This window comes from Lentzea flava (genome assembly GCF_014648475.1).
GTDB classification, from domain to species: domain Bacteria; phylum Actinomycetota; class Actinomycetes; order Mycobacteriales; family Pseudonocardiaceae; genus Lentzea; species Lentzea flava.
On record NZ_BMRE01000001.1, the window covers coordinates 454,836 to 475,367 of the forward strand.

Here is a 20,532-nt window from a genome sequence, read left to right on the forward strand (position 1 = left end):
TCCTTTATGGACCAGAACAGGGCACCGGTGCTGGAGGCGTTGCAGGCGTTCCGCGAGCGTGGTTACACGCCGTTCAACCCGCCCGGTCACCGTCAGGGCAGGGGCGTCGACCCCCGCGTGTTGGACGTCCTCGGCGAAGAGGTGTTCGCCGCCGACGTCATCTCGGTCAACGGTCTGGACGACCGGCTCAACCGGCAGGGCGTCATCGAACAGGCCCAGCGGCTGATGGCCGAGGCGGTCGACGCCGATCAGGCCTTCTTCTCCACCTGCGGCAGTTCGCTGTCGGTCAAGAGCGCCATCCTCTCGGTCGCCGGTCCACACGAGAAGCTCATCGTGCCGCGCCACGCGCACAAGTCCGTGGTGTCGGCGCTGATCCTGAGCGGTGTCCGTCCTGTGTGGATCAGTCCGAACTGGGACGCCGAACGGCACCTGGCCCACCCACCGGGCGCGGACCGGGTGCGCGAGCTGTTCGAGGCCGAGCCGGAGGCCAAGGGCATGCTGCTGGTCACGCCGACCGACTACGGCACCTGCGGCGACATCGCCGCGATTGCCGCCGTCTGCCACGAATTCGGCAAGCCGCTGATCGTCGACGAGGCGTGGGGCGCGCACCTTCCGTTCCACGGCGACCTGCCGCCGTGGGGCATGGACGCGGACGCCGACGTGGTCGTCACGAGCGTGCACAAGTCCGGTGCCGCGGTGGAGCAGAGCTCGGTGTTCCACCTGCAGGGTGACCTGGTGGACCCGAACGTGCTCAAGGCCCGCGAGGACCTGCTGGGCACCACGAGCCCCACGTCGCTGGTCTACGCGACGCTCGACGGCTGGCGGCGGCACATGGTCCAGCACGGCGAGGAACTGCTCACGGCGACCCTCGCGCTGGCGCACTCCACCCGTGCCGCGATCAACGACCTGCCCGGCCTCCGCGTGATGGGCGAGGCCGAGTTCCTCGGCGACGACCTGGCGAAGTCGCTCGACCCGCTCAAGCTCGTCATCGACGTGTCCGAGCTGGGCATCAGCGGCTACCAGGCCACCGACTGGTTGCGTGAGCAGCAGCGGGTCACCCTCGGCCTGTCCGACCACCGGCGGATCGTCGCGCAGTTCACCCACGCCGACGACCACCGCACCGCAGCGATCCTGCTCGACGCGCTCGGCGCCCTGGTCAAGGCTGCCGACGACCTGCCGGCGCCACCTCCGGTGGACCTGCCTTCGCCGCGGGAACTGCAGCTCGAGACGGCGATGCTGCCCCGCGACGCGTTCTTCGCCGAGGCCGAGCAGATCGCCGCCGACCTGGCCGTGGGGCGGATCAGCGCCGAGATGGTCACGCCCTACCCGCCTGGCGCGCCCGCGATCCTGCCCGGCGAGGTGATCACGAAGGAGGTCGTGGACTACGTCCGCAGCGGTCTGAACGCCGGGATGGAGCTTCCCGATCCAGCCGACTCGGAGCTGAAGACGTTCCGCGTGGTGGCGCGGTGAGAGGTCTCAGCCGTCGGCGGGTTCCAGCCGCACGGCGAGCCCGCGGACCACGAGCACGGTCGACTCGGGGCTCTCCGGCAGCACGAACTCGACGTCGACCGGTTCGCCGTCGCAGCGCAGCGGTTCCCGCGCGGCCAGCCGGATCTCACCGCCCGGCTGGGTGACGGTCGCCGTGTCCTGCTCCAGGACGACGGTCCCGCCGTCCTCGGCGCCACCCGCGTCCGGCAGCTCGGCGACCAGCCGGAGCCCGGCGGCCGCCGTGCCGTCGCACTCCCCGGTGAAGTCCAGGACCACCGTCTTGGACCGCAGCGTCACTTCGGCGCCGTCCGCGCGGCAGCGAGTTCGGGTCATACGTCAGCCGTACCCGTCGACGTGACGGTCAAACATCGTTTCTCCGCGCGCCACCACCCGGACGTCGAACCCGGCCCGGCGCCGCGAGATCTCCGCGGTGAAGTCGGACAGCGGCGACTTCATGACGCCGTACTCCTCGTAGTGCACCGGCACGGTGGTGCGCGGGGCGAGCAGCTCGACCAGGTCGGCGCCCTGCTTGCCGTCCATGGTGAGCAGCACCCCGAGCACCTTCGTACCGCCCAGGTGCACGACCGCGAGATCGATGCCGTCGAAGCGGTCGCGGATCTGACGCAACGCCGGATGCACCAGCGTGTCACCGCTGAGGTAGATCCGGAACGGGAGAACGCCCGCCGCCTCCCGGTACTCGAGCATCGTGCCCATCACCGGAGGGAGCAGACGTCCCAGCGGGCCCAGGGCGTGCCTGCCCGGCAGCGAGGTGACCGTCAGCTTCGCCGCCCCGCGGGTCAGCGTCACGGTCTCCCACGTGCGCAACGGCGCTGCTTCGCGGAATCCCCTGCGGGACAGGCGTTTCGCGGCGTGCGGGGTGGTGAGCACGGGCAGGTCGCGCGCGAGTTCCCTGCTCGCCACCCGGTCGAAGTGGTCGCCGTGGAAATGGGAGAGCACCACGGCGTCCAGCTCCGGCAGATCGGAGATCTCGATCGCCGGGTCGGTGAGCCGGCGCGACACCACTCCCTGACCGATGTGCGTCCACTGTCCTTTGTGGAGGAAGTTGGGATCGGTCAGCAGCGTGAACGGCCCGAGCCGGAGCACCGTGGTGGCGTTGCCCACGAACTGCAGCGAGACGCGGCCAGGATCCTGCCCGTCAGAGACGGAAAACCGATCGGACGCAGTCATCTTCCTTCTTCTTGAACAGCTCGTAGCCCCGCGCGCCCTCGCTCAGCGGCATGACGTGCGTGGCCAGGTGGTTGGTCACGAGTTCGCCGGACGCGATGCGGTCGAGCAGCATCGGGATGTAGCGCTGCCCGTGCTGCTGCGCACCGCGAACGGTGAGTCCCTTGTTCATCAGGGCACCCAGCGGGAACTTGTCCACGAGCCCGGTGAAAACGCCCAGGACGAACACCGATCCGCCCTTGCGGCAGTGGTAGATCGCCTCCCGCACGGCGATCGGACGGTCCATCTCCAGCTTGAGCTTGCTCTTCACCTGGTCGTACACGTGCTGCGGTCCGGTGGAGTGCGCCTCGCAGCCGACCGCCTCGATGCACACGTCCGGGCCGCGCCCACCCGTGGCCTCCAGCAGGGCATCACCGACCGACGTCTCGGCGTAGTTGATCGTCTCCACGCCGAACGCCGACTCCGCCTGCCGCAACCGGTAGTCGAAGCGGTCGATGACCAGCACCCGTTCGGCGCCGAGCAACTGCGCCGCACGAGCGGCCATCTGGCCCACCGCGCCACAACCCCACACGGCCACGACATCGCCCCGCTGCACGCCACCGAGGTCCGCGCCCATCCACCCGGTCGGCACCGAGTCCGAGGCGAACAGAGCGCTCATGTCGTCCACGGCGTCGGGAATCGGGATCGCGGTGTGGTCGGCGAACGGCACACGCACGTACTCCGCGTGGCTCCCGCGGAAGCCACCCATGGCGTGCGAGTAGCCGAAGATGCCGCCGGGATCCGATCCCCACAGGTGCTGGGTGATCGCCGGGTTGGTGTTGGTGTTGTCGCACAACGAGTAAAGCTCGTTGCGGCAGTACCAGCACCGCCCGCAGACGATGAACGAGCACACCACCACGCGATCACCGGGCCGGTGCCTGGTGACTCCTGGCCCGACCTCGACCACCTCCCCCATGAACTCGTGGCCGATCACGTCACCCGCCTGCATGAACGGGATGTGCCCGGTGAGCAGGTGCAGGTCGGAACCGCACACGGTGCTCAGCCGCACCTTGAGAATCATGTCCTGGTCGTTCACCAGCCGGGGGTCGGGAACGTCCTGCACCCGGACGTCGTTGATGCCCTCCCAGCACAACGCCTTCACAGCCGACCACCGCCACCGGCCCGGTTCGTCACCAGCTGCAACGCCCGCCCCATCGGCCCCGGATGGGTGGGCGCGGTGTCGGGCTGAACCACTTCACCCGCCTCCAGCACCGCCTTCGCCCGGCGTAGCGCAAGCCTGAGGTCGTGGCGCGCCACGTCGCCAACGGGCTTCACCCCGAGTTCGGTGCCCTTGTCGCCCGTCGCCGGTCGGATCCGGAGCTCGACCTGGTCCCGCCACCGCGCCAGGTCCTCCGGAAGCGAGGACTGAACGTCCTCCGGCGCCCGATTCACCGTCACGACGAGCCACTGCCCGGACCGGCGGCCGGCCGGGGCGCGGCGCCGTCGCCTCACCACGGCCGCCGCGGTCGCCACACCCGCGACCAGAAGCGCTTTTCCTGCTGTGTTCATGTATTCGGCCTCTCTCGGAGCACGAATGCCGTGGATACCCGAGGCGACGCGGAGCAACCGGGCACGAAGGCCCGTTTTTCCCGCACCGGCACGGGTAGCCCGACGACGGCACCGCTCCCAGTCCCGCCGTCGTGACTCCAGCGGGCCGAACGAGAGGACCACTCCGGTGATCACCGCCAGCGCGGCTGTCGTTCCCGCGCTGGCGGCCGCGGCCACCCCGGCACTGCGTCGGTCAGCTCTCGTCGCGCGGGCGCGATGATGGAGGCATGCGCGCAACAGATGACGCCGGTGCTGTGCTCAACGCGGAGTTCGAGATCGACCAACGTCTACCGCGCATAGCGCCAGAATTCCGCCATCCCCTGTACTGGACACCATGACCCGAACGCTGCTCGCGGTGCACGCCCACCCCGACGACGAGTCGACGTCCACCGGCGGCATCCTCGCCCACTACGCCTCGCTGGGCACCAGAATCGTGCTCGTGACGTGCACGAACGGCGAACTCGGCGACGCCCCCGACGGCGCCAAGCCGTTCACGCCCACCCACGATCCCGCACGCGTCGCAGCGCACCGGCTCGGCGAGCTGCAGGCGGCGTGCCGTGTCCTCGGCGTGACCGACGTCGAGCTGCTCGGGTACCACGACTCGGGCATCGCGGCGTGGGAGAAGCCTCGCGGTGCCTTCGTGGACGTGCCGGTTTCTGTGGCCGCGGACAGGGTGGCGAGGCTGATCGAGCACTACGAGCCGCAGGTCGTGGTGACCTACGACGCCGAGAACACGGCGCAGCACCGGGACCACCTGCACGCCGCGCGGGTCGCTTCGGCGGCGTTCGAGAAGTCCGGGGTGGCGGCCAAGCTCTACTTCAAGGCGCACGGCCGGGCGTACTGGGAACGCTTGATCCGGGTGGCCGGTTCGGCCGGAATTCGGCGGGACATGCCTGCCGGGCTCGATGACGTCGACCGGCGCATCACCACGACCGTCGACACCCGCGCGGTCGTCGAGCGGAAGCGGGCCGCGTTGCACTGCCACGCCTCGCAGCTCGGGTCGTCGATCGCGGGCAGGCTGCCGGCGGCCGAGTTCGCCGAGGCGTTCGGGGTCGAGGACTTCGTCCGGGCACGGGACACCACGGGATCACCTGTCCCGGAGACCGACCTCTTCGCGGGGCTCGGCTGGCACGGGTGATCAGGCGACTCGTCCCCTGATCACCTCGCGGGGCAGTTCCACACCGCGCTCGCCCGCCCACGTGAGCGCACGGGCCAGCGAGGACTCTCCGGTCAGTGTGGCGGCGGCCGGGGTCATCGAGCAGCGCCGCCACTGCGCGGCGTTCAGCACGAGGTAGTCGACCTCGGGCAACGACTCGATGTCCACCTCTGCCTTGGACACGTCGAGCACGCGCAGGTTCGGCAGCGGGGGCAGGTCGACGAACGGGCCCTCGACCACGAGAGCGGTCAGGGTGTCGCACGCCGGCAGCTCGACCTCGTAGCCGCTCACTTCGAGCCGTTCCAGCGGCAGGTGTGCGAGGGCGCTGAGACGAACGGACCCGCCGCGCACGACTCTGAGCTGCCGCAACGAGGTCAGCCGGGCGAGCAGGCCGAAGTCGAGGTCGCCGGGTTCGCGGACGGTGACCGCCTGCAGGGTCTGTGGCAGCGCTTCCACCCTGGCAGGTCCGTGGTCCGCCACGTCGAAGTGTTCCTCCAGCCCCTTGGTGCCGGGGTAGGAGTCCGGCAGCGCCAGGCCCGCCACGGAAGCGGCCACGTAGGTGAGCGGTCCCTCACCCGCGAGCTGGATCACCTGGCCGACCCGTCCGCCGGGGCCGGGTGCGAGGTCGACGCACAGCGTGTCGCCCCAGTCGTTGTAGCCGATGGGCACCCACAGCGGGTGGAAGCGCACCGTACGCACGGCGTTCGGAGGTCCCGCGTAGAGCACGGGCTGTTCCCATTCCCGCGGGTCTTCCTCTTCCATCGCGATGTACATCTGCCACGTCAGGAGGATGTCGTCGGGCGAGTACAGGCAGATGTCGTCGTCGACCTTCGCGCGGCCCGCGTACAGCTCGTGCACCTCCCTGGGCAGCGACACTCCGATCGCGGCCTCCACTTCGGCCAACGACGACACCTCGTGCCTGACGGGACGCTGACGTGGCTTGAGCAAGACGGTGTAGGAGGGCGGGAGGTAGGACGTGCCCTGGATGACGTCCCTCGTGACGAGGGCTTCGAACGTGCCGTCCGCGTCGACCCTCATCTCGAACACGGCCGGCCGGTCGAGGCCGACCTGGCGCAGGCTCCCCAGCGGCGAGAACACGTCCTGTTCGGACGGTCCGGCCGTGAGCCGGTGAGTGCTCGCGCCCCCGCTGCAGGACGCCCGCAGGGTCAGGAAGCCGAAGCCGGGTTCGACGGTGGTGATGAGTTCGTGCGCGACAGCCGCCAGCTCCGCCTGCATGGTGATCTCCTGAACTGGATCCGGGACATCACACCTTAGGCTTCATCCGACCACGGATGGGCAAGCGGTCCGGGAAGCTCGCGTCAGGCGACCTCTTCCAGCTCCCGGGGTTCGGTCACGGCCGCCTGCCTGCGGCGGCGCAGCACCACGACGACCCCGACGACCACCGCGAGGCCCAGCACGACCCACATCGCTCCGTTGAAGACGGACTCGATGTACTTCGCCGAGGCGCCCGCGGCCGAGCCGATGCCGATGTGCAGCGCCGACCAGCACACCGCGCCCGCGATCGAGGCGGGCAGGAACCGGCGGTACTCCAGTTTGGACGCTCCCGCCGACGCCGGGACCAGGGTCCGCACAACGGGCATGAACCGGGCGAAGAACACCGCCCACGCCCCGCGTCGTCGCAGCAGTTCGCCTGCCTTGTCCCAGTGCTGCTGACCCACCTTGCGGACGATCTTGCTGTCGCGCAGCCGGTCGCCGAAACGGCGGCCCAGGTAGTAGCCGATGCTGTCGCCCGCCACCGCGCACACCGAGACCACCAGCCACATGACCAGGAACCGGGGCACGCTCGTGACCGTCGTCGAGGCCAGCAGCAGGGCGCTCTCCCCCGGCGCGAGGAAGCCCACGCCGAGCGTGCACTCCGCCAGCGTCAACGCACCCGTCACCGCGAGCACGGCGGGCTGCGGCAGACCGGCGAGCCCTTCGAGGGCGTCGGTCAAGAAGGCCATGGTGCTCTCCCCCAGCAGAAAGTGAACTCGGCGCTGGACGCCGTCCTGCCGAACAGTTCACCGGAACGGTCGTAGCTCGCACATCGGACCGTGGTCTGAACCGGAGGTACACCTTGGGGGTAAGGGGAACCCCGACTGGCCGGTGCCGACCCCGCCAGGTAGCTGGTCGTTCCGGACGGTCGGCCGATCAGGACTGTCCGGCGCGCACAACGGGTTTCCGCTCCTGACGCGGCCAGCGCTCGTGGTGGTCGTCGATGCGGAACTCGTGCGCGTGCCGGTACACACCGCCCGCGAGCACGGCACCGTGCAGGTGGTCGTGCCCGGCGTCGAGGTCGCAGTGCTCGTGTTCGACGACGGCGGGGTCGTGCCGCGGCCACAGCCGAAGCGCCGCCACCGCGCCCACTGCGGTGATCACGCCGAGCACCAGGAACGCCGTTGTCATGGAGGCCGCGCTCGCAACCCAGCCCGCCAGCGGATAACAGAGCAGCCAGCAGGCGTGCGACAGCGCGAAGTCGGCGGCGAAGAGGGCCGGTCGGTCTTCCGAGTGCGCGGACCGGCGCAGCAATCGGGCGCCGGGCGTCAGTGCGAGGGAGCAGCCTGCGCCGATCAAGGTCCACAGCGCCAGCAGCGCGGGCCAGTGCCGGCCGTCGGGCAGAGCGGCGAACGCGGCGCCGGCGAGCAGTGCAGTGAACAGCGCCACCACGGCGGGCAGCACCACGGACCGGTCGGTGACGCGGTCGAGCAGCTTGGGCAGCACCAGGGCGGCGGCCAGCGAGCCGATGCCGTTGAACGCCAGCGCCACCGCGACGTCGGTGGCGCCGCGGTCGAGCACGTCGCGCACGTAGGCGACGGTGTTCACCAGCACCATCGAACCCGCGGCCGCGGCGGCGAGGTGCACGGCCAGCAGGCCGCGCAGCCTGGGCGTGGCCAGGTAGATCCGGATGCCCCTGGTGGTCGCGGCGTACAGACTTCCCTTGCGGCGCACCGGTTTGGGGCGTGGCACGACGGTCGAGACCACGAGCAGGGCGGACGCGGCGAAGCCGATCGCGGTGCCGAGGAACAGGTTGTTGAAGCTCATGAGCATCAACAGGGCCGCGGCCAGCGACGGGCTCAGCAGGCCTTCGAGGTCGTAGGCCATCCGCGAGAGCGTCACCGCGCGGGTGTACTCGCGTTCGTCGGGCAGCACGTCCGGGATGGTGGCCTGGAAGATCGGGGTGAACGCCGCGGACGCCGCCTGCAGCAGGAAGATCAGCACGTAGACCTGCCACACCTGGTCGACCCACGGCAACGCCACCGCCACCCCGGCGCGCACGAGGTCCAGCGCCACCAGGACGGCTCGTCGCGGCAAGGCGCCGAGCAGGGCGGCCGCGATCGGCGCCACGCCGACGTACGCCACCATCTTGATCGCGAGGGCCGTGCCGAGCACCGCGCTCGCGTGCGCTCCGGCGAGGTCGTAGGCCAGCAGCCCCAGCGCGACGGTCGCCAGACCGGTGCCCGTCAGGGCCACGACGTGTGCGCCGAACAGGTGGCGATACGTGCGGTTGCGCAGAACGGCGAGCATGCGTGGCACTATATGTGCTCATGTACGCACGCGACGACGTTGCAACAACGGATCAATGGCAACAGCTACCTTCTGGCGCGCACGTCGAGGCGGCTGTCGACGGGTTCCGGATGCTCGCCGACCCGACGCGTTTCCGCATGTTGTGGCTGCTGTGCGGCGCCGAGTACGACGTGACGACCCTGGCCGCGGAGGTCGGCATCGCGCGGCCGGCGGTGTCGCAGCACCTCGCCAAACTGCGGCTGACCGGACTGGTCACCGTGCGCCGGGAAGGCCGGCGCGCACTCCACGAAGCGCGGGGCGGGCACGTGCGACGGCTGCTCTTCGAGGCCGTCAACGCCGCCGACCACCACCTGACCGGCAAACCCGACCACGACTGACGCTGCCGGACATCCGCACCGACCGTGACATACCGGCGATCTGCGGCACATCAACGACATTCCGTCTGTAGTGGACAGTGCGAATGCGCTCGCTGATGTACCTATGAGGTGAGGAACACCGTCACATCTGGAGGAAGCGAGCCATGGCCAACCTCGGCGCCACCGAACTGCTGATCATCGGCGTGGTGATCCTGCTGTTGTTCGGCAGCAAGAAACTGCCCGAGATGGCCCGATCGCTGGGACGGTCCGCCAAGATCCTCAAGGCGGAGACCACGGGACTGCGACACGAGGAAACGCCCGCCGCGACCACGGCCGACACCTCGCAGATCGCGCGGCTTCAGCAGCAGGTCGACGAGTTGCAGCAACAGCTCAACGCCGCTCAGCAGGCGGCCAAGCCCACCAGCTAGCCGCGGTACCCCCGCCAGGCCGAGAACACCAGGCGCCCGAACACGCCCGCGCACAGCACAGCGCCCAGCACGACCAGCGGGGCCGACGACCACGTCACGCCGCTGATCATGGCCAGCAGACCGAGGAGGTAGACGCCGAACACGGCGAGCACGCGCACGGTCCGGCTGGGCAGGAACACCAGCGCGGAAGGCCTGGTCAGCTTGGCGGCGAGCTTCGGGTCCTCGTCGGCCAAGCGCTGCTCGATCTCGGCCAGCTCACGCTTCTCATGGTCTGCCAGCGCCATACCGGGCCTCCTGGTCTGCCGTGCTCCGTTCACCATCGCACCTGTTCCCGCGCCCTGCCAAGGGGCGCGGGAACACCGAAGCGGTCAGATCACTCCTCGCCGAAGGCGAAGTCTCCGCCGTCGTCGGAGAAGACCTCTTCCACGACCTCGCCGAGCACCATGCCGCCGACCACGCCCGCCGCGCCCGCGGCGATCATGCCGCCCATGCCCGGACCGCGGTGGTGACCGTGGTGCCCGTGGTATCCGTGCTGGTCGTAGCCGTGGTGGCCGCCGAACGCCGGGTTCGCGTGGCCGCGCTGGGCGACCTGCGCGAGCCAGCCGTTGATGGCCGACGCCCAGTCGGTGGCCGGCGCCTCCTGGTGCGGCACGCGGAAGTGACCGAACGCGTCACCGCCTGCGGAGAACATGCCGCCGCGCTTGTCGGCCTCGAGGATCACGTAGAGCTCGTGCGGGTTCGCCACGAAGGTCAGCTCGACCTGGCTCACCGCGCCGGCGAACTGCGCGGGCGGGAAGAACTCGATCTCCTGGTAGAAACCGAGCTCCTGCGGCACGCCGTGCAGGCGCCCTGCCTCGACGTCCGCGCTGCGGAACGAGAAGCCGAGCTGGCCGAACGCGTTCAGCACCGCGTCCTGCGACGGCAGCGGGTGCACCAGGACCGGGTCGAGGTCGCCCTTGTCGGGGGCGCCCGCGATCACGAGCTCCGTCCGCACGCCCACGGTCATGCCGGGAAGCTGCGCGCCGCCGACGGCGGTGATCGGCGTCTCCCACGGGATCGGCAGCTGGAACGGGATCGCGAGCAGCTGGCCCGCCGGAACCCGCACACCCTGCTGCACGACCAGGCGGAAGAACTCCGAGACACCGCCGTACTCGTGGTCGCCGTGCTCGACCTCCACCCGCGTCACCAGCGACAGCACGACCTGACCGATCTCAGCGTCCGCGGTGCCGCCCTGGATGCGCACCTGGCCGGTGATCACCTGGCCGGGTGTCGCGTGCGGCGAGTCCAGCACGGTGTCGACGGACGGTCCGCCGACGCCGAACGCGCTGAGCATCCGCTTGAACAAGTCTCCTCCTGTGGGGACTGGGTGAGTTAGTTCTGGCGCACCGCAACGCGCGGTGCGTCGGTCTCGTCGTCGAAGTCGCCGATCAGCTCTTCGAGCAGGTCTTCCAGTGCCGCGATGCCGATCACGCGGTCGCCGTCGGACACGAGCGCGAGCTGCGCCCGGTCCGTTCTCATCGCGGTGACGGCGGCGGCGACCGGCATCGAAGCGGACAACGTCAGCACGGGGCCCATGAGTTCCCGGGCCGTCGGGTCGTTGCCCGCGGCGGTGGCCCGCATCGCTTCCCGGATGTGCACCAGGCCGACGAACTCGCCGCGCAGGTTCGTGACCGGGAACCGCGAACGTCCACAGTGGAGGCTGCGGCGCTCGATCGCGCGAGCCGTGGTGTGCTCGGTGACCGTCGACGTCGCCGCGATCGGCACCATGACCTCGCGCACCGTGGTCTTCTGCACCTGGAGCATGCGGGTCAGCAGCCGTTGCTGCGCCTCGGGGATGAGCCCGTGCTCGCCGGACTGGCGCACCAGCATGCGCAGGTCGTCCGGCCGGTGCGCCTGCGCCAGCTCGTCCTGCGGCTCGACCTTCACCAGGCGCAGCAGGCCGTTCGTCGTCGAGTTCAGGCCGCTCAGGATCCAGCGGACCGAGTGCGCGAACGCCCGGAACGGCAACGCCAGCAACAGCGCCGAGCGTTCGGGGTACGAGATGGCCCACGACTTCGGCGCCATCTCACCGACCACCATGTGCAGGAACACCACCAGCACGAGGCTGATCGTGAACGCGATGCCGTACGACACCGCGCCGGGCAGGCCGATCAGCTGCAGCAGCGGCTCGAACAGGTCAGCCACAGCGGGCTTGGCCAGCGCACCGAGCCCCAGCGTGCACAGGGTGATGCCGAGCTGAGCACCCGCGAGCATCAACGACAGCTCGCGCACACCGGCGACGGCGGCACGCGCTGCCCGTGAGCGCTCGGCCTCCTGTTCCAGACGGTGCCGCTTGGCCGCGATCAACGCGAACTCGGCGGCGACGAAGAAGGCGTTGAGCGTTAACAGGACCAGGGAGATCCCGAGAGCCGTTCCGATGCTCATCGAGCCCCCTCCCGCACCCGCGCGGTCAGCACCACGGTGTCCGGGACGTTGCGCGTCACGGCGCTGACGAACAGCGTGACGTCACCCACCTCGATCTCGTCGCCCACTTCGGCGGTCCGGCCGAGCTGGTGCAGCACGAGGCCGGACACCGTGTCGTACGCGTCGTCCTGCGGCAGCGCGATGCCGGTCGCGTCCTCGATCTCGTCGAGCCGCATCCGGCCGGGCACCTGCCACCTGGTGTCGTCGACGCGTTCGATCGCGTCCTCGACCGGGTCGTCCTCGTCGTGGATCTCGCCGACCAGCTCCTCCGCCAGGTCCTCCAGCGAGACGATCCCGGCGAACCCGCCGAACTCGTCCAGCACGCACGCCAGCTGGCGGCGCTCGGTCCGCAACCGTTCCAGCACAGCGGGAAGCGGCAACGTCGCGGGCACGACGAGCGCGGACGACGCGATGGCCCCGATCGGCGTGACCGGGCGCTGCTCCGGCGTGAGGGTCAGCACCTCGGCCAGGCCCACCACGCCCCGGATGTCGTCGACGTCCTCGCCCACGACGGGGAACCGGGAGTGGCCGGTGTCGAGGAGCTCCACCACACGCGACGCAGGCTCGTCGAACCGCACGGAGTGCACGTTCACGCGCGGCGTCATGGCCTGCTCGGCCACGAGCTCGCGGAAGTCCAGGCCGCGGTCGAGCAGCTGGGCCAGCTCCGGGTCCAGGTGACCCTGCTCCCCCGCGTCGCCCACGATCTGCTTGAGGTCCTCCGGCGTCGCGCCCTGCGGAAGTTCCTCCACCGGTTCGATCCCGATGGCGCGCAACAGCTTGTTGGCGGTGGCGTCGAACAGGCGGATCACCGGACCGGCGATCTTGAGGTAGACCAGCGTCGACGAGCTCAGCCACTTCGCCAGCGGCTCGGGCCTGGCGATCGCGAGGTTCTTCGGCAGCAGCTCACCCAGCACCATCTGCACGACGGTCGCGAAGATCAGCGCCACCGCCATCGCGAGCGGCACCCCGAACGACGCGGGCAACCCGAGCAGGGTCGCGAGCCCCGTGCCGAGCAGCGGTTCGGCCACGTATCCGACGAGCAGCGCGGTGACCGTGATGCCGAACTGCGCACCGGAGAGCATGAACGACAGCTTCTGCGTCACGCGCAGCGCGCGCTCGGCGGCTTTGTCGCCGGCCTCGGCCATCTGCCGCAGACGGCCTCGGTCGACCGCCATGTAGGCGAACTCCTGGGCCACGAAGTAGCCGGTGGCGGCGGTCAGAGCCACGATCGCCACCAGGCCGGAAAGGATCAACATGCCGCACCCGCGGCACTCGCAACGTTCAGCCGGGCTCGCCCCGGCCCACTACTGCAGCCGTCAATGTCGGCTTGGTCAGGCATGAGGCAACAGTAGCACGTAGCACTGTATGGTTTTCCCGAGGAGGTGCACGTGGGCGAAGCGTTGCTCAAGATCGGCGAACTGGCCGCGCGGGCCGGCGTCAGCATCCGCACCGTCGACTACTACACGTCGCTGGGGCTGATCAGCCCGGCGCAGCGCACCGCGTCGAACTACCGTCTCTACTCCCCCGCCGACGTGGACCGGATCCACCTCGTACAACGTCTGGAAGTCCACGGAGTTCCCCTGGACGAGATCTCCACGGCGCTGACGGCCCGGCAGGCCGACGTCACGGCGATCCTCGACCGCATCGACGCCGACCTGCAGACGCTGCAGACCGCGGCGGACGGCGCCGCTCCCGAGATGCAGGGCCTGCTCGCCGTGATCGCGACGAGGGTGCACTCGCTGATCACGATCGCCCTGCAGATTTCGCCGGACACGATGCTCCCGTAGCGCCCTGCAGCCGACAGGGCGGCTTCGATCGCCGAGAGCAGCACACGGCGTGTTACGGCCCGGCGCGGTGCGGCGACTTCATGGGTGAGGACTGCGATCGAGCGTCGTCGATCACCTGTGAACGGAGCGGCAGATGGCTGTGGTCTCCTGGATCGCCATCGTGGTGTCGGTCCTCTCGATCGCGGTGTCCGGCGGCGTCGCGTGGGTCAACCAGCGGGACAAGGCCAGGTTCGAGGCCCGGATGGCCTACGACCTCGAGGCCCGCAAGCGGCTGCTGACCGCGGTGGGCCCGCTGCGGTTCCAGCTGCTGGTGGCCTGCCGTGATGTCGTCGGCCGGGTGCAGAAGCTGGGATCCGGCCGCTGGAACACCGACGTCCGGAGCTACTTCGGCAGGGACACCCTCTACCGCGTGCTGCGACCTGTCGCCATCGCCGAGCTGATCGAGCGCCAGGTCAACTACGTGGACTTCTCGGTCGACCCCGCCATGCCGAGCTTGCTGCGATTCCAGGCGGCCGCACTGGACTGCTTCACCGACAGCTCACCGGTGCTCGACGCGACGGGTGCGGAACTGGCCGGGGTGAACTGGTCCAACGAGTCCGAGCACCCCTTCTCCGGCACCGTCCGTGCGGCCGCCGGAGCGTTGATCGTCGTGGAAGCGGACTCCCCCGAGCGCGTCGCGCGCCGGGAGGAGTTCCAGCAGATCCTGAGCGACGCCTTGAAGTCCCGCGGTGATCTCGCCAGATTTGCCGGATTCATCGACGGACTCACTCCGGACGCCCGTCCGCTCTTCTGGCTGCGGCTGATCTTCTACGGCTACCTGTGCCAGCGGTTCGTCAGCGACCACGGCAAGCCGGCCGGGCTGTCCGCCTCCGCGCGGCCGTGGCCGGAGATGCTCCAGAACGTGGGCAGAGATGACATCCAAGATCTGGCCGGTGTTCTCGAGGAACGCATGCGGCGCCTGACCACCGATGCGCTTGCCAACTGACCCTCGTCCGGTTCGACGCGGCCGGATGTGAGGCCGATCACCTGATGTCACAACCAAACCGCGTCCGGTGTCCCATGGCCATGACGAACACGGAAGCGAACTCGGTGTTGATCACCGGAGGCAACAAGGGACTCGGCCTCGAAACGGCCCGCAGGCTCGGCGAGCAGGGCTGGACGGTCTTCCTCGGCTCACGCGACGAAGGCAGGGGCCAGGCCGCAGCCGACAAGCTGACCGGCGTGAACGTGATCGTGGTCCCGCTGGACGTGACCTCCGAGGAGTCGGTGTCCGATGCCGTGCGGCTCGTCCGCAAGCACACCGACCGGTTGGACGTCCTGGTCAACAACGCCGGCGCGCCGGGGAAGATCGTCCCGCCGGCGGACGCGACCGCCGACGAGCTGCGTTCCGTCTACGAGACCAATGTGTACGGACCGGTCAGGGTCACGCACGCGTTCCTTCCCCTGTTGCTGGCGGCGGACCACCCGCGGGTGGTCATGGTGTCCAGTGCCGCCGGTTCCTTCGCGGTCGTGACCGATCCGGCACAGCCCGTCTCGCAGATGCACGAGCTCGCCTACACCTCGTCGAAGGCGGCGCTGAACATGATCACGGTTCGGTACGCGCAGGCACTCCCGCAGATCAAGTTCAACGCCCTCACCCCGGGCGAGGTCGCGAACCACAAGTTCACCGCCACCGACATGAACAACCACACCGGTCAGCTGACGGTCACCGAGGGGTCCGACCCGATCATCGAGCTCGCGACGCTCGGCCCCGACGGGCCGACCGGGACGTTCATCGACCGCCTCGGTCCCGTGGCCTGGTGACCGCGACTCGAGGTAGTGCGTGATCCACCCAGCCGCAGAAGCTCGCGCCGCCACCCTGCGCGGCGCGAGGTCCTGCGGACTCAGGTCAGCTGACGACCCACTTCACCGCACGGGTGCCCGCCGCTCCGACGGCCACACCGTTGTTGTTGATGTCCCACACACCGGCACTGGTGGCACCGGCGGGCAGCCCGAGGTCGAGCCGCCTGCCGTCCCTGGTCCAGAGGACCGGCACCTGGTTGCCTCCGACCTGGGTGGCGCCGGCTGCCACGCCGTTGTCGTTGATGCCCCTCGGGACGAACCCCCGCTCGTACCTGGTCTGCGAACCGTCCGCGTTCCACCGCAGGCCCCACGTGTGGAAGTTGGCGTCAATCCCGGCGCCGACGACCTCGCCGAGCTGGTTGACCGCGGAGGCCGTGGTCGTGAGGTCAGGCGACAGTCCACTGAGGACGGTCGTGCTGCCGTCCGGGTTCCAGCGCACCGCCGTGGCCGCCATGTCGGGGCCGGTGACGTAGCCGGACACGTAGCCGTTCGCCGAGGCGTTCGTCAGCTGGGCCCAGGTCGCGCCCGCCGGCAGCGCCAGCGTCGTGATGACACCGGCCGGGCTCCAGCTCACCGGGATCTGGCGGCGGGTCAGGTCGGTGGCGACGCCGTACACGGTGCCGGAGTCGCTGATCGCCTGACCGATCGTGCTGGTGAAGCCGGCCGGTACTGCCAGCACGACGTGCGTGCCGTCCGGGTTGAACCGGAGTGCCCTGCTGCCGGAGTTGTCGGTGGCGGTGCCCACGGCGCTGCCGCTGCTGTTGATCGCGTCCACGGTCGTGCTGGTGCCGGCCGGTCCGGCGAGTTCGGTCGCGCCGCCGTTGCCGTCGTACCTCACTCCGCGGCTCGGACGGCCGTTGCTGTGAGCGCCTCCGACCGCGACGCCCGCGTCGTTGACCGACGTGGCCACGTGCATCTCCGCCGACGGCAAGCCGCCGAGGTCGGTGATCGTCGTGGCCGCGTGCGCCGGTGTCGTGACGACGACCGCTGCCAGAACTGCTGTGGACAAAGCAAAAGAGGCTCTTCGACTCATCTCGTTCCCCCAGGAATTGGCAAGCCAAGCTCGCAGGAACCTAGCGAAACGAGATCATGTTGACCATCGGAGCGTCTGCAGATGAACAGGTAGCGCGGAAGGGCCGTCACCGGCGTGGTGACGGCCCTTCGCTGCTACGCCTGCTCGGCGTCGACCGTCGGCGCGGGCTGGGTGCCGGGCCGCTGACGGTTCTCGATCTTGATGCCGCACTTGCCGACCAGCGCGACACCGGCGCCGATGGTCGTGGCCACCGGAGCGGCCAGCGCCGCGACCACCCCCAGAGCCACCGGAACCTCCAGCACCACGTCGTCCTTGCTGTCACGCACCACGACACGACGGTTGATGCCCTCGCTGACCAACCCGCGAACGGCGTCCACCACCGAGTCGACGGCGGTACGGGCGGACTCAGGCCTGGATTCGCTCATAACTCTCCTCTAACTGCAGATCTCCCCTGACAACTCCAGCTTGCCCGCGGCTGGGCACCGTGCCATCAGGGTTCCCCCTGATTCACCCCTCAGTTGTGCACAGTGGACCGTGGAGCCGGGCGTTGAGGCAGGATGTCGTCCGTGCATGATCCACAACACGCGCCCGCCTTCGCGATCCGCGAGGCGCGCGACGACGACTGGCCACAGATCTGGCCCATCATTCACGACGTCATCACCGAACAGCAGACCATCCCGTACGACCCCAGGATGAGCGAGCACGACGCCAGGCGGATGTGGCTGCTGCCCGCACCGGCACGCGTGGTCGTGGCCGCCGACGGCGAGCAGGTGCTCGGCACGGCGAACATGTACGCCAACCGGCCCGGCCCCGGAAACCACGTCGCGTCCGGGACCCTGATGGTCGCCGGACGGGCACGGGGCGCCGGCGTGGGGCGGGCGCTCACCACCGACCTCATCGACTGGGCTCGGCGGAGCGGGTTCGCCGCCGTCCAGTTCAACGCCGTGGTCGACACGAACACGGCCGCCGTCCGCCTCTACGAGAGCCTCGGGTTCGTCACGCTCGGGATCGCGCCTGGAGCGTTCCGGCACCCCGTTCAGGGGAAGGTCGGCCTACGCATCATGTGGCTCGACCTGTAGCGCGGTGAGCGTCTTCCGGAACCACGTCCACGCCAGCACCGTGTCGGGGTCGTCGGTGTGCGGCTTGCGGAACCAGTCGACGAACTCCACCAGGTCGTAGAGCTGCCATCGCAGCCGGTAGAGCCGCAACGCGTCCGCCGACGGCTCGTGGCCGGTCAGCTCGCGGTAGCGCGTCAGCTCGGCAGGGTCGCCGGTCAGCACGGACAGGTCGCGCTCCGGCACGGCCAGCCCGACGGTGTCCCAGTCGACGAGGTGGAAGCCCGCCGGTGTCCGGATGAGGTTGCCGGGGTGCGGCTCTCCGTGCGTCACCACCACCGCTGACCGGCGCACGCCTTCCGCCAGCCGTTCGAACTCCTCGAACCGCGCGCGGATCGCGCCCTCGTGTTCGTTCACCAGCCTGCGCGCCTGCTCCGCATACGGGCCGTCGCTCCAGGCACCGTCCGTCTTGAGCGCGGGCAGGTCGAGCGCACACGGGGGCGCCTCGACCTCGGTGGTGTGCAGACGGGCGAGAAGCTCCTGCAGCAGAACGACGTCGTCCGGCGTCATCGTCTGGCCGAAGTCTCCAGAAGTGCCGTCCACCACCGGGAACACGCTGAGCGCGTACCTGTCTCCCAGTTTCACCACCGGCTCGCCGAAGGGCGCGACCACGAACTCCAGTCCCGCCGCACGCAGTCGCACCGCCGTGGTCATGGCGGCCCGCAGGCCGGCGAGCGCGGCCGCGGGGCCGTCACCGCAGTGGTGTTTGTTCTCCAGATCGGCCACCGTCGCGAACCAGCGGGTGCCGTCCTCGGCCGCGACGTGCCAGTGGTGGTCTCCGAACCCGACCGCGGCGTAGTGGAGCTCGGCCGCCCGGATTCCCAGCTGGGACAGGCCGGAACGCACGGACTCGTCCGGCAGGTGATCAGGACGGTGCTTCACGACCGGCACGGTAGCAACCCGATCATTCACGGAAACGGGCCGCGGTGCGCGCCGCGGCCCGCACCGCTCACCTCACCGTGATGTTGGAGTTGCCGCTGCTCTGGTACCCCTCGGTCGCGAGGATCATGTAGTAGCTGAAGTTGCCGAGCCGCATGCCGGCCCGGCTCCACGCGTCGAAGTGGTTGCCGGTGGTGATGGTTCCGCCCGTCCGCTTCTGCTGCCGGACGCTCCAGAACTGGGGGAAGGTCTTGGTGCCTTCGACGGAAGGCGCGTTGTAGCGCATTGTCTGATAAATGTCGTACGTGCCGCCGTCGCTGGTGACCGTACCCTTGTACGTACCCGTGGGCCGATAGGTGCCCCAGTTGTCGACGATGTAGTACTCGACGAGCGGATTCGACGTCCACCCGTACAGGGTCAGATAAGCGTTGCCGGACGGGTTGAAGCTGCCGGAATAGCTCACGGTCCGCCGTGATCCGTTGCTCCAGCCCTTGCCGCCGACGAAATTGCCGACATTGCTCCACGAGGTGCTGTAGTTGCCGCCGGAACCGAAGTCCATGCAGACCCTGCCGCCACCGTCGGTCCAGAACGAGTAGTAGTACCCGCCGTTGGTGCCCGTCTGGCTCGAGCAGATGGCGGTGATGCCCACGTCAGCGGTAGCGGTGGCGGGCGCCAGCGCCATGATCAGCGCGGTGCAGACGCCGTGGACCAACAATGCGAAACGGCCGCGGGTGCGGCCCGACGATCGAACAACGGCTTTCGCCATGTGTGGTACTCCTCGTCATTGAGGTTGGCACGGCAGCCGGGCAACGCCACACGACCCGCGGCGGATGGTGGTGATCGCGGTGACGGCGGCCGTCGCAATTTGCGACCGGTCAGCCCGAATTCGACGGGATCCAGGCCAACAGCGGTCGAGCAGTGCCGACACTAGCAGTGCCGGGCCGACTCCGAAGAGTTCCAAAAAGTTTCGACAAACTTTCGAAAATGATTTCGCAGCCAGGATCGAGCGTTTTCAGCCGGTCTTCCCGGACGTGGGTGCGTCGTCCGGGTGACGCTGCCCGACACGCCCGCCGCCGCCACCTCCGATCGCCGCCGCCGGCCATACGATCCGACGCATCATGCGCGAACGCACGGACGACTCCTCAGGTAACGGCGCCTCCATCCACGACCCCCTGCTCACCACGCCGGTGGCCAGGCTGATGGCACTGGCGATGGGCACGGACATCCGCGTGTTCGAGATGCCCGCGCAACGCTGCATCGGACTCGCGGGCCTGGTCGGTCTCGGCACTGGCACGAACGGCGAGCCGCAGTGCATGATCGGGCTTTCCGACGACCTCGACGACGATCTGCGCGCCGACGTGCTGGCGTACGGGCTGGCCGTGCTCGTCGGCACGCCGGAGATCCTCGACGAAAGCCCCGACGGCATCCTCGGGATCAGCAGGGAGCGACTTCCTCAGGCCGGCAACGGACCCGGCAACCTGGCCTGGCACATGCTGCAAACGTGCGGGCGCGAGTCGCCGTCGACGACGTTCCGGCTCATGATCATCCAGTCCGACGAGTAGGCCTGGCCTGGGCGGTGAAAATACCGGCCCCTTGCTTCTTCGTTCATTCATGTGCCTCAGTTGCACGCTTTCGCGCTGTGTCTCAGCACGCTGATCAAGCCCCCCTTTTGGCGGTATAAGGTCTTC

Annotated in this window: 24 protein-coding genes; 9 read left to right on the plus strand and 15 right to left on the minus strand. The window is 69.4% G+C overall.

Annotated features, from left to right (window positions below; translation table 11 throughout):
* The first annotated feature begins 6 nt into the window (after positions 1-6).
* The gene (locus IEZ09_RS02215) at positions 7-1,470 is read left to right on the plus strand and encodes an aminotransferase class I/II-fold pyridoxal phosphate-dependent enzyme (RefSeq protein WP_189251790.1); all 1,464 of its coding nucleotides are present in this window, start codon (positions 7-9) and stop codon (positions 1,468-1,470) included.
* A 6-nt stretch (positions 1,471-1,476) separates the two neighbouring features.
* On the opposite strand, the gene IEZ09_RS02220 is transcribed toward IEZ09_RS02215, so the two are convergent.
* Genes IEZ09_RS02220 through IEZ09_RS02235 form a run of 4 tightly spaced genes read right to left on the minus strand, consistent with a single transcriptional unit; the run spans position 1,477 to position 4,221 of the window.
* Positions 1,477-1,821 (minus strand): hypothetical protein, encoded by a 345-nt coding sequence (locus IEZ09_RS02220; protein WP_189251791.1) that lies wholly within the window; start codon positions 1,819-1,821, stop codon positions 1,477-1,479.
* A 3-nt stretch (positions 1,822-1,824) separates the two neighbouring features.
* Positions 1,825-2,676, minus strand: coding sequence for an MBL fold metallo-hydrolase (locus tag IEZ09_RS02225; RefSeq protein WP_189251792.1), 852 nt, complete (start codon positions 2,674-2,676; stop codon positions 1,825-1,827).
* The gene (locus IEZ09_RS02230; protein ID WP_189251793.1) at positions 2,645-3,814 is read right to left on the minus strand and encodes a zinc-dependent alcohol dehydrogenase; all 1,170 of its coding nucleotides are present in this window, start codon (positions 3,812-3,814) and stop codon (positions 2,645-2,647) included. Before IEZ09_RS02230 ends, IEZ09_RS02225 begins: the two co-directional genes overlap by 32 nt.
* Positions 3,811-4,221, minus strand: coding sequence for a hypothetical protein (locus tag IEZ09_RS02235; RefSeq protein ID WP_189251794.1), 411 nt, complete (start codon positions 4,219-4,221; stop codon positions 3,811-3,813). The genes IEZ09_RS02230 and IEZ09_RS02235 overlap by 4 nt, the downstream gene beginning before the upstream one ends.
* Positions 4,222-4,594: 373 nt before the next feature.
* Between IEZ09_RS02235 and IEZ09_RS02240 the strand changes: the two genes are divergently transcribed.
* A complete protein-coding gene (locus tag IEZ09_RS02240; protein WP_229812180.1) occupies positions 4,595-5,398 on the plus strand; it encodes a PIG-L family deacetylase in 804 nt (267 codons plus the stop codon).
* Here IEZ09_RS02240 and IEZ09_RS02245 read toward each other — a convergent pair whose 3' ends face one another.
* From IEZ09_RS02245 to IEZ09_RS02255, 3 genes are all read right to left on the minus strand, one after another.
* Complete coding sequence (locus IEZ09_RS02245; protein WP_189251795.1) at positions 5,399-6,652, minus strand: SMI1/KNR4 family protein; 1,254 nt, start codon at positions 6,650-6,652, stop codon at positions 5,399-5,401.
* 83 nt (positions 6,653-6,735) lie between these two features.
* Positions 6,736-7,380, minus strand: coding sequence for a DedA family protein (locus IEZ09_RS02250; protein WP_189251796.1), 645 nt, complete (start codon positions 7,378-7,380; stop codon positions 6,736-6,738).
* Positions 7,381-7,567: 187 nt separating this feature from the next.
* On the minus strand, positions 7,568-8,941 hold the full coding sequence (locus tag IEZ09_RS02255; RefSeq protein WP_189251797.1) for an MFS transporter: 1,374 nt from the start codon (positions 8,939-8,941) through the stop codon (positions 7,568-7,570).
* Positions 8,942-8,961: 20 nt separating this feature from the next.
* On the opposite strand from IEZ09_RS02255, the gene IEZ09_RS02260 reads away from it, so the two are divergent.
* Together IEZ09_RS02260 and tatA are read left to right on the plus strand one after the other, a co-directional pair.
* A complete protein-coding gene (locus IEZ09_RS02260) occupies positions 8,962-9,318 on the plus strand; it encodes an ArsR/SmtB family transcription factor (protein WP_189251798.1) in 357 nt (118 codons plus the stop codon).
* Between the two features lie 143 nt (positions 9,319-9,461).
* Entirely contained in the window at positions 9,462-9,725 is a 264-nt protein-coding gene (gene tatA / locus IEZ09_RS02265) for a Sec-independent protein translocase subunit TatA (RefSeq protein ID WP_189251799.1), read from the plus strand.
* Here tatA and IEZ09_RS02270 read toward each other — a convergent pair.
* The 4 genes from IEZ09_RS02270 to IEZ09_RS02285 all read right to left on the minus strand — a co-directional run bounded on the left by IEZ09_RS02270 (position 9,722) and on the right by IEZ09_RS02285 (position 13,444).
* Positions 9,722-10,009: a DUF3040 domain-containing protein gene (locus tag IEZ09_RS02270; RefSeq protein ID WP_189251800.1), complete on the minus strand. Its 288-nt coding sequence runs from the start codon at positions 10,007-10,009 to the stop codon at positions 9,722-9,724. The two genes, tatA and IEZ09_RS02270, sit on opposite strands and share 4 nt — an antisense overlap.
* Positions 10,010-10,098: 89 nt before the next feature.
* Complete coding sequence (locus tag IEZ09_RS02275) at positions 10,099-11,070, minus strand: sporulation protein (RefSeq protein WP_189251801.1); 972 nt, start codon at positions 11,068-11,070, stop codon at positions 10,099-10,101.
* A gap of 26 nt (positions 11,071-11,096) precedes the next feature.
* Positions 11,097-12,149: a hemolysin family protein gene (locus IEZ09_RS02280; RefSeq protein ID WP_189251802.1), complete on the minus strand. Its 1,053-nt coding sequence runs from the start codon at positions 12,147-12,149 to the stop codon at positions 11,097-11,099.
* A complete protein-coding gene (locus IEZ09_RS02285; protein WP_189251803.1) occupies positions 12,146-13,444 on the minus strand; it encodes a hemolysin family protein in 1,299 nt (432 codons plus the stop codon). The genes IEZ09_RS02280 and IEZ09_RS02285 overlap by 4 nt, the downstream gene beginning before the upstream one ends.
* A gap of 132 nt (positions 13,445-13,576) precedes the next feature.
* Between IEZ09_RS02285 and IEZ09_RS02290 the strand changes: the two genes are divergently transcribed.
* The 3 genes from IEZ09_RS02290 (at position 13,577) to IEZ09_RS02300 (ending at position 15,778) form a co-directional block, all read left to right on the plus strand.
* Positions 13,577-13,975 (plus strand): helix-turn-helix domain-containing protein, encoded by a 399-nt coding sequence (locus IEZ09_RS02290; protein WP_189251804.1) that lies wholly within the window; start codon positions 13,577-13,579, stop codon positions 13,973-13,975.
* Between the two features lie 133 nt (positions 13,976-14,108).
* Positions 14,109-14,960: a hypothetical protein gene (locus IEZ09_RS02295; RefSeq protein WP_189251805.1), complete on the plus strand. Its 852-nt coding sequence runs from the start codon at positions 14,109-14,111 to the stop codon at positions 14,958-14,960.
* 80 nt (positions 14,961-15,040) lie between these two features.
* The gene (locus tag IEZ09_RS02300) at positions 15,041-15,778 is read left to right on the plus strand and encodes an SDR family oxidoreductase (RefSeq protein ID WP_189251806.1); all 738 of its coding nucleotides are present in this window, start codon (positions 15,041-15,043) and stop codon (positions 15,776-15,778) included.
* Between the two features lie 85 nt (positions 15,779-15,863).
* On the opposite strand, the gene IEZ09_RS02305 is transcribed toward IEZ09_RS02300, so the two are convergent.
* Both IEZ09_RS02305 and IEZ09_RS02310 read right to left on the minus strand, forming a co-directional pair.
* Positions 15,864-16,826 carry a hypothetical protein gene (locus tag IEZ09_RS02305; RefSeq protein WP_189251807.1) on the minus strand — a complete coding sequence of 321 codons (963 nt, stop codon included), beginning with the start codon at positions 16,824-16,826 and terminating at the stop codon, positions 15,864-15,866.
* A gap of 158 nt (positions 16,827-16,984) precedes the next feature.
* On the minus strand, positions 16,985-17,275 hold the full coding sequence (locus IEZ09_RS02310; RefSeq protein ID WP_189251808.1) for a DUF4342 domain-containing protein: 291 nt from the start codon (positions 17,273-17,275) through the stop codon (positions 16,985-16,987).
* 141 nt (positions 17,276-17,416) lie between these two features.
* Between IEZ09_RS02310 and IEZ09_RS02315 the strand changes: the two genes are divergently transcribed.
* The gene (locus IEZ09_RS02315; RefSeq protein WP_370467612.1) at positions 17,417-17,929 is read left to right on the plus strand and encodes a GNAT family N-acetyltransferase; all 513 of its coding nucleotides are present in this window, start codon (positions 17,417-17,419) and stop codon (positions 17,927-17,929) included.
* On the opposite strand, the gene IEZ09_RS02320 is transcribed toward IEZ09_RS02315, so the two are convergent.
* Together IEZ09_RS02320 and xynA are read right to left on the minus strand one after the other, a co-directional pair.
* Positions 17,903-18,847 carry a phosphotransferase gene (locus IEZ09_RS02320; RefSeq protein ID WP_189251810.1) on the minus strand — a complete coding sequence of 315 codons (945 nt, stop codon included), beginning with the start codon at positions 18,845-18,847 and terminating at the stop codon, positions 17,903-17,905. The two genes, IEZ09_RS02315 and IEZ09_RS02320, sit on opposite strands and share 27 nt — an antisense overlap.
* Positions 18,848-18,914: 67 nt before the next feature.
* Positions 18,915-19,610 (minus strand): endo-1,4-beta-xylanase XynA, encoded by a 696-nt coding sequence (xynA, locus tag IEZ09_RS02325; RefSeq protein ID WP_189251811.1) that lies wholly within the window; start codon positions 19,608-19,610, stop codon positions 18,915-18,917.
* A 352-nt stretch (positions 19,611-19,962) separates the two neighbouring features.
* Here xynA and IEZ09_RS02330 point away from each other — a divergent pair, with 352 nt between their 5' ends.
* Entirely contained in the window at positions 19,963-20,406 is a 444-nt protein-coding gene (locus IEZ09_RS02330; RefSeq protein WP_189251812.1) for a hypothetical protein, read from the plus strand.
* Positions 20,407-20,532 lie beyond the last annotated feature (126 nt).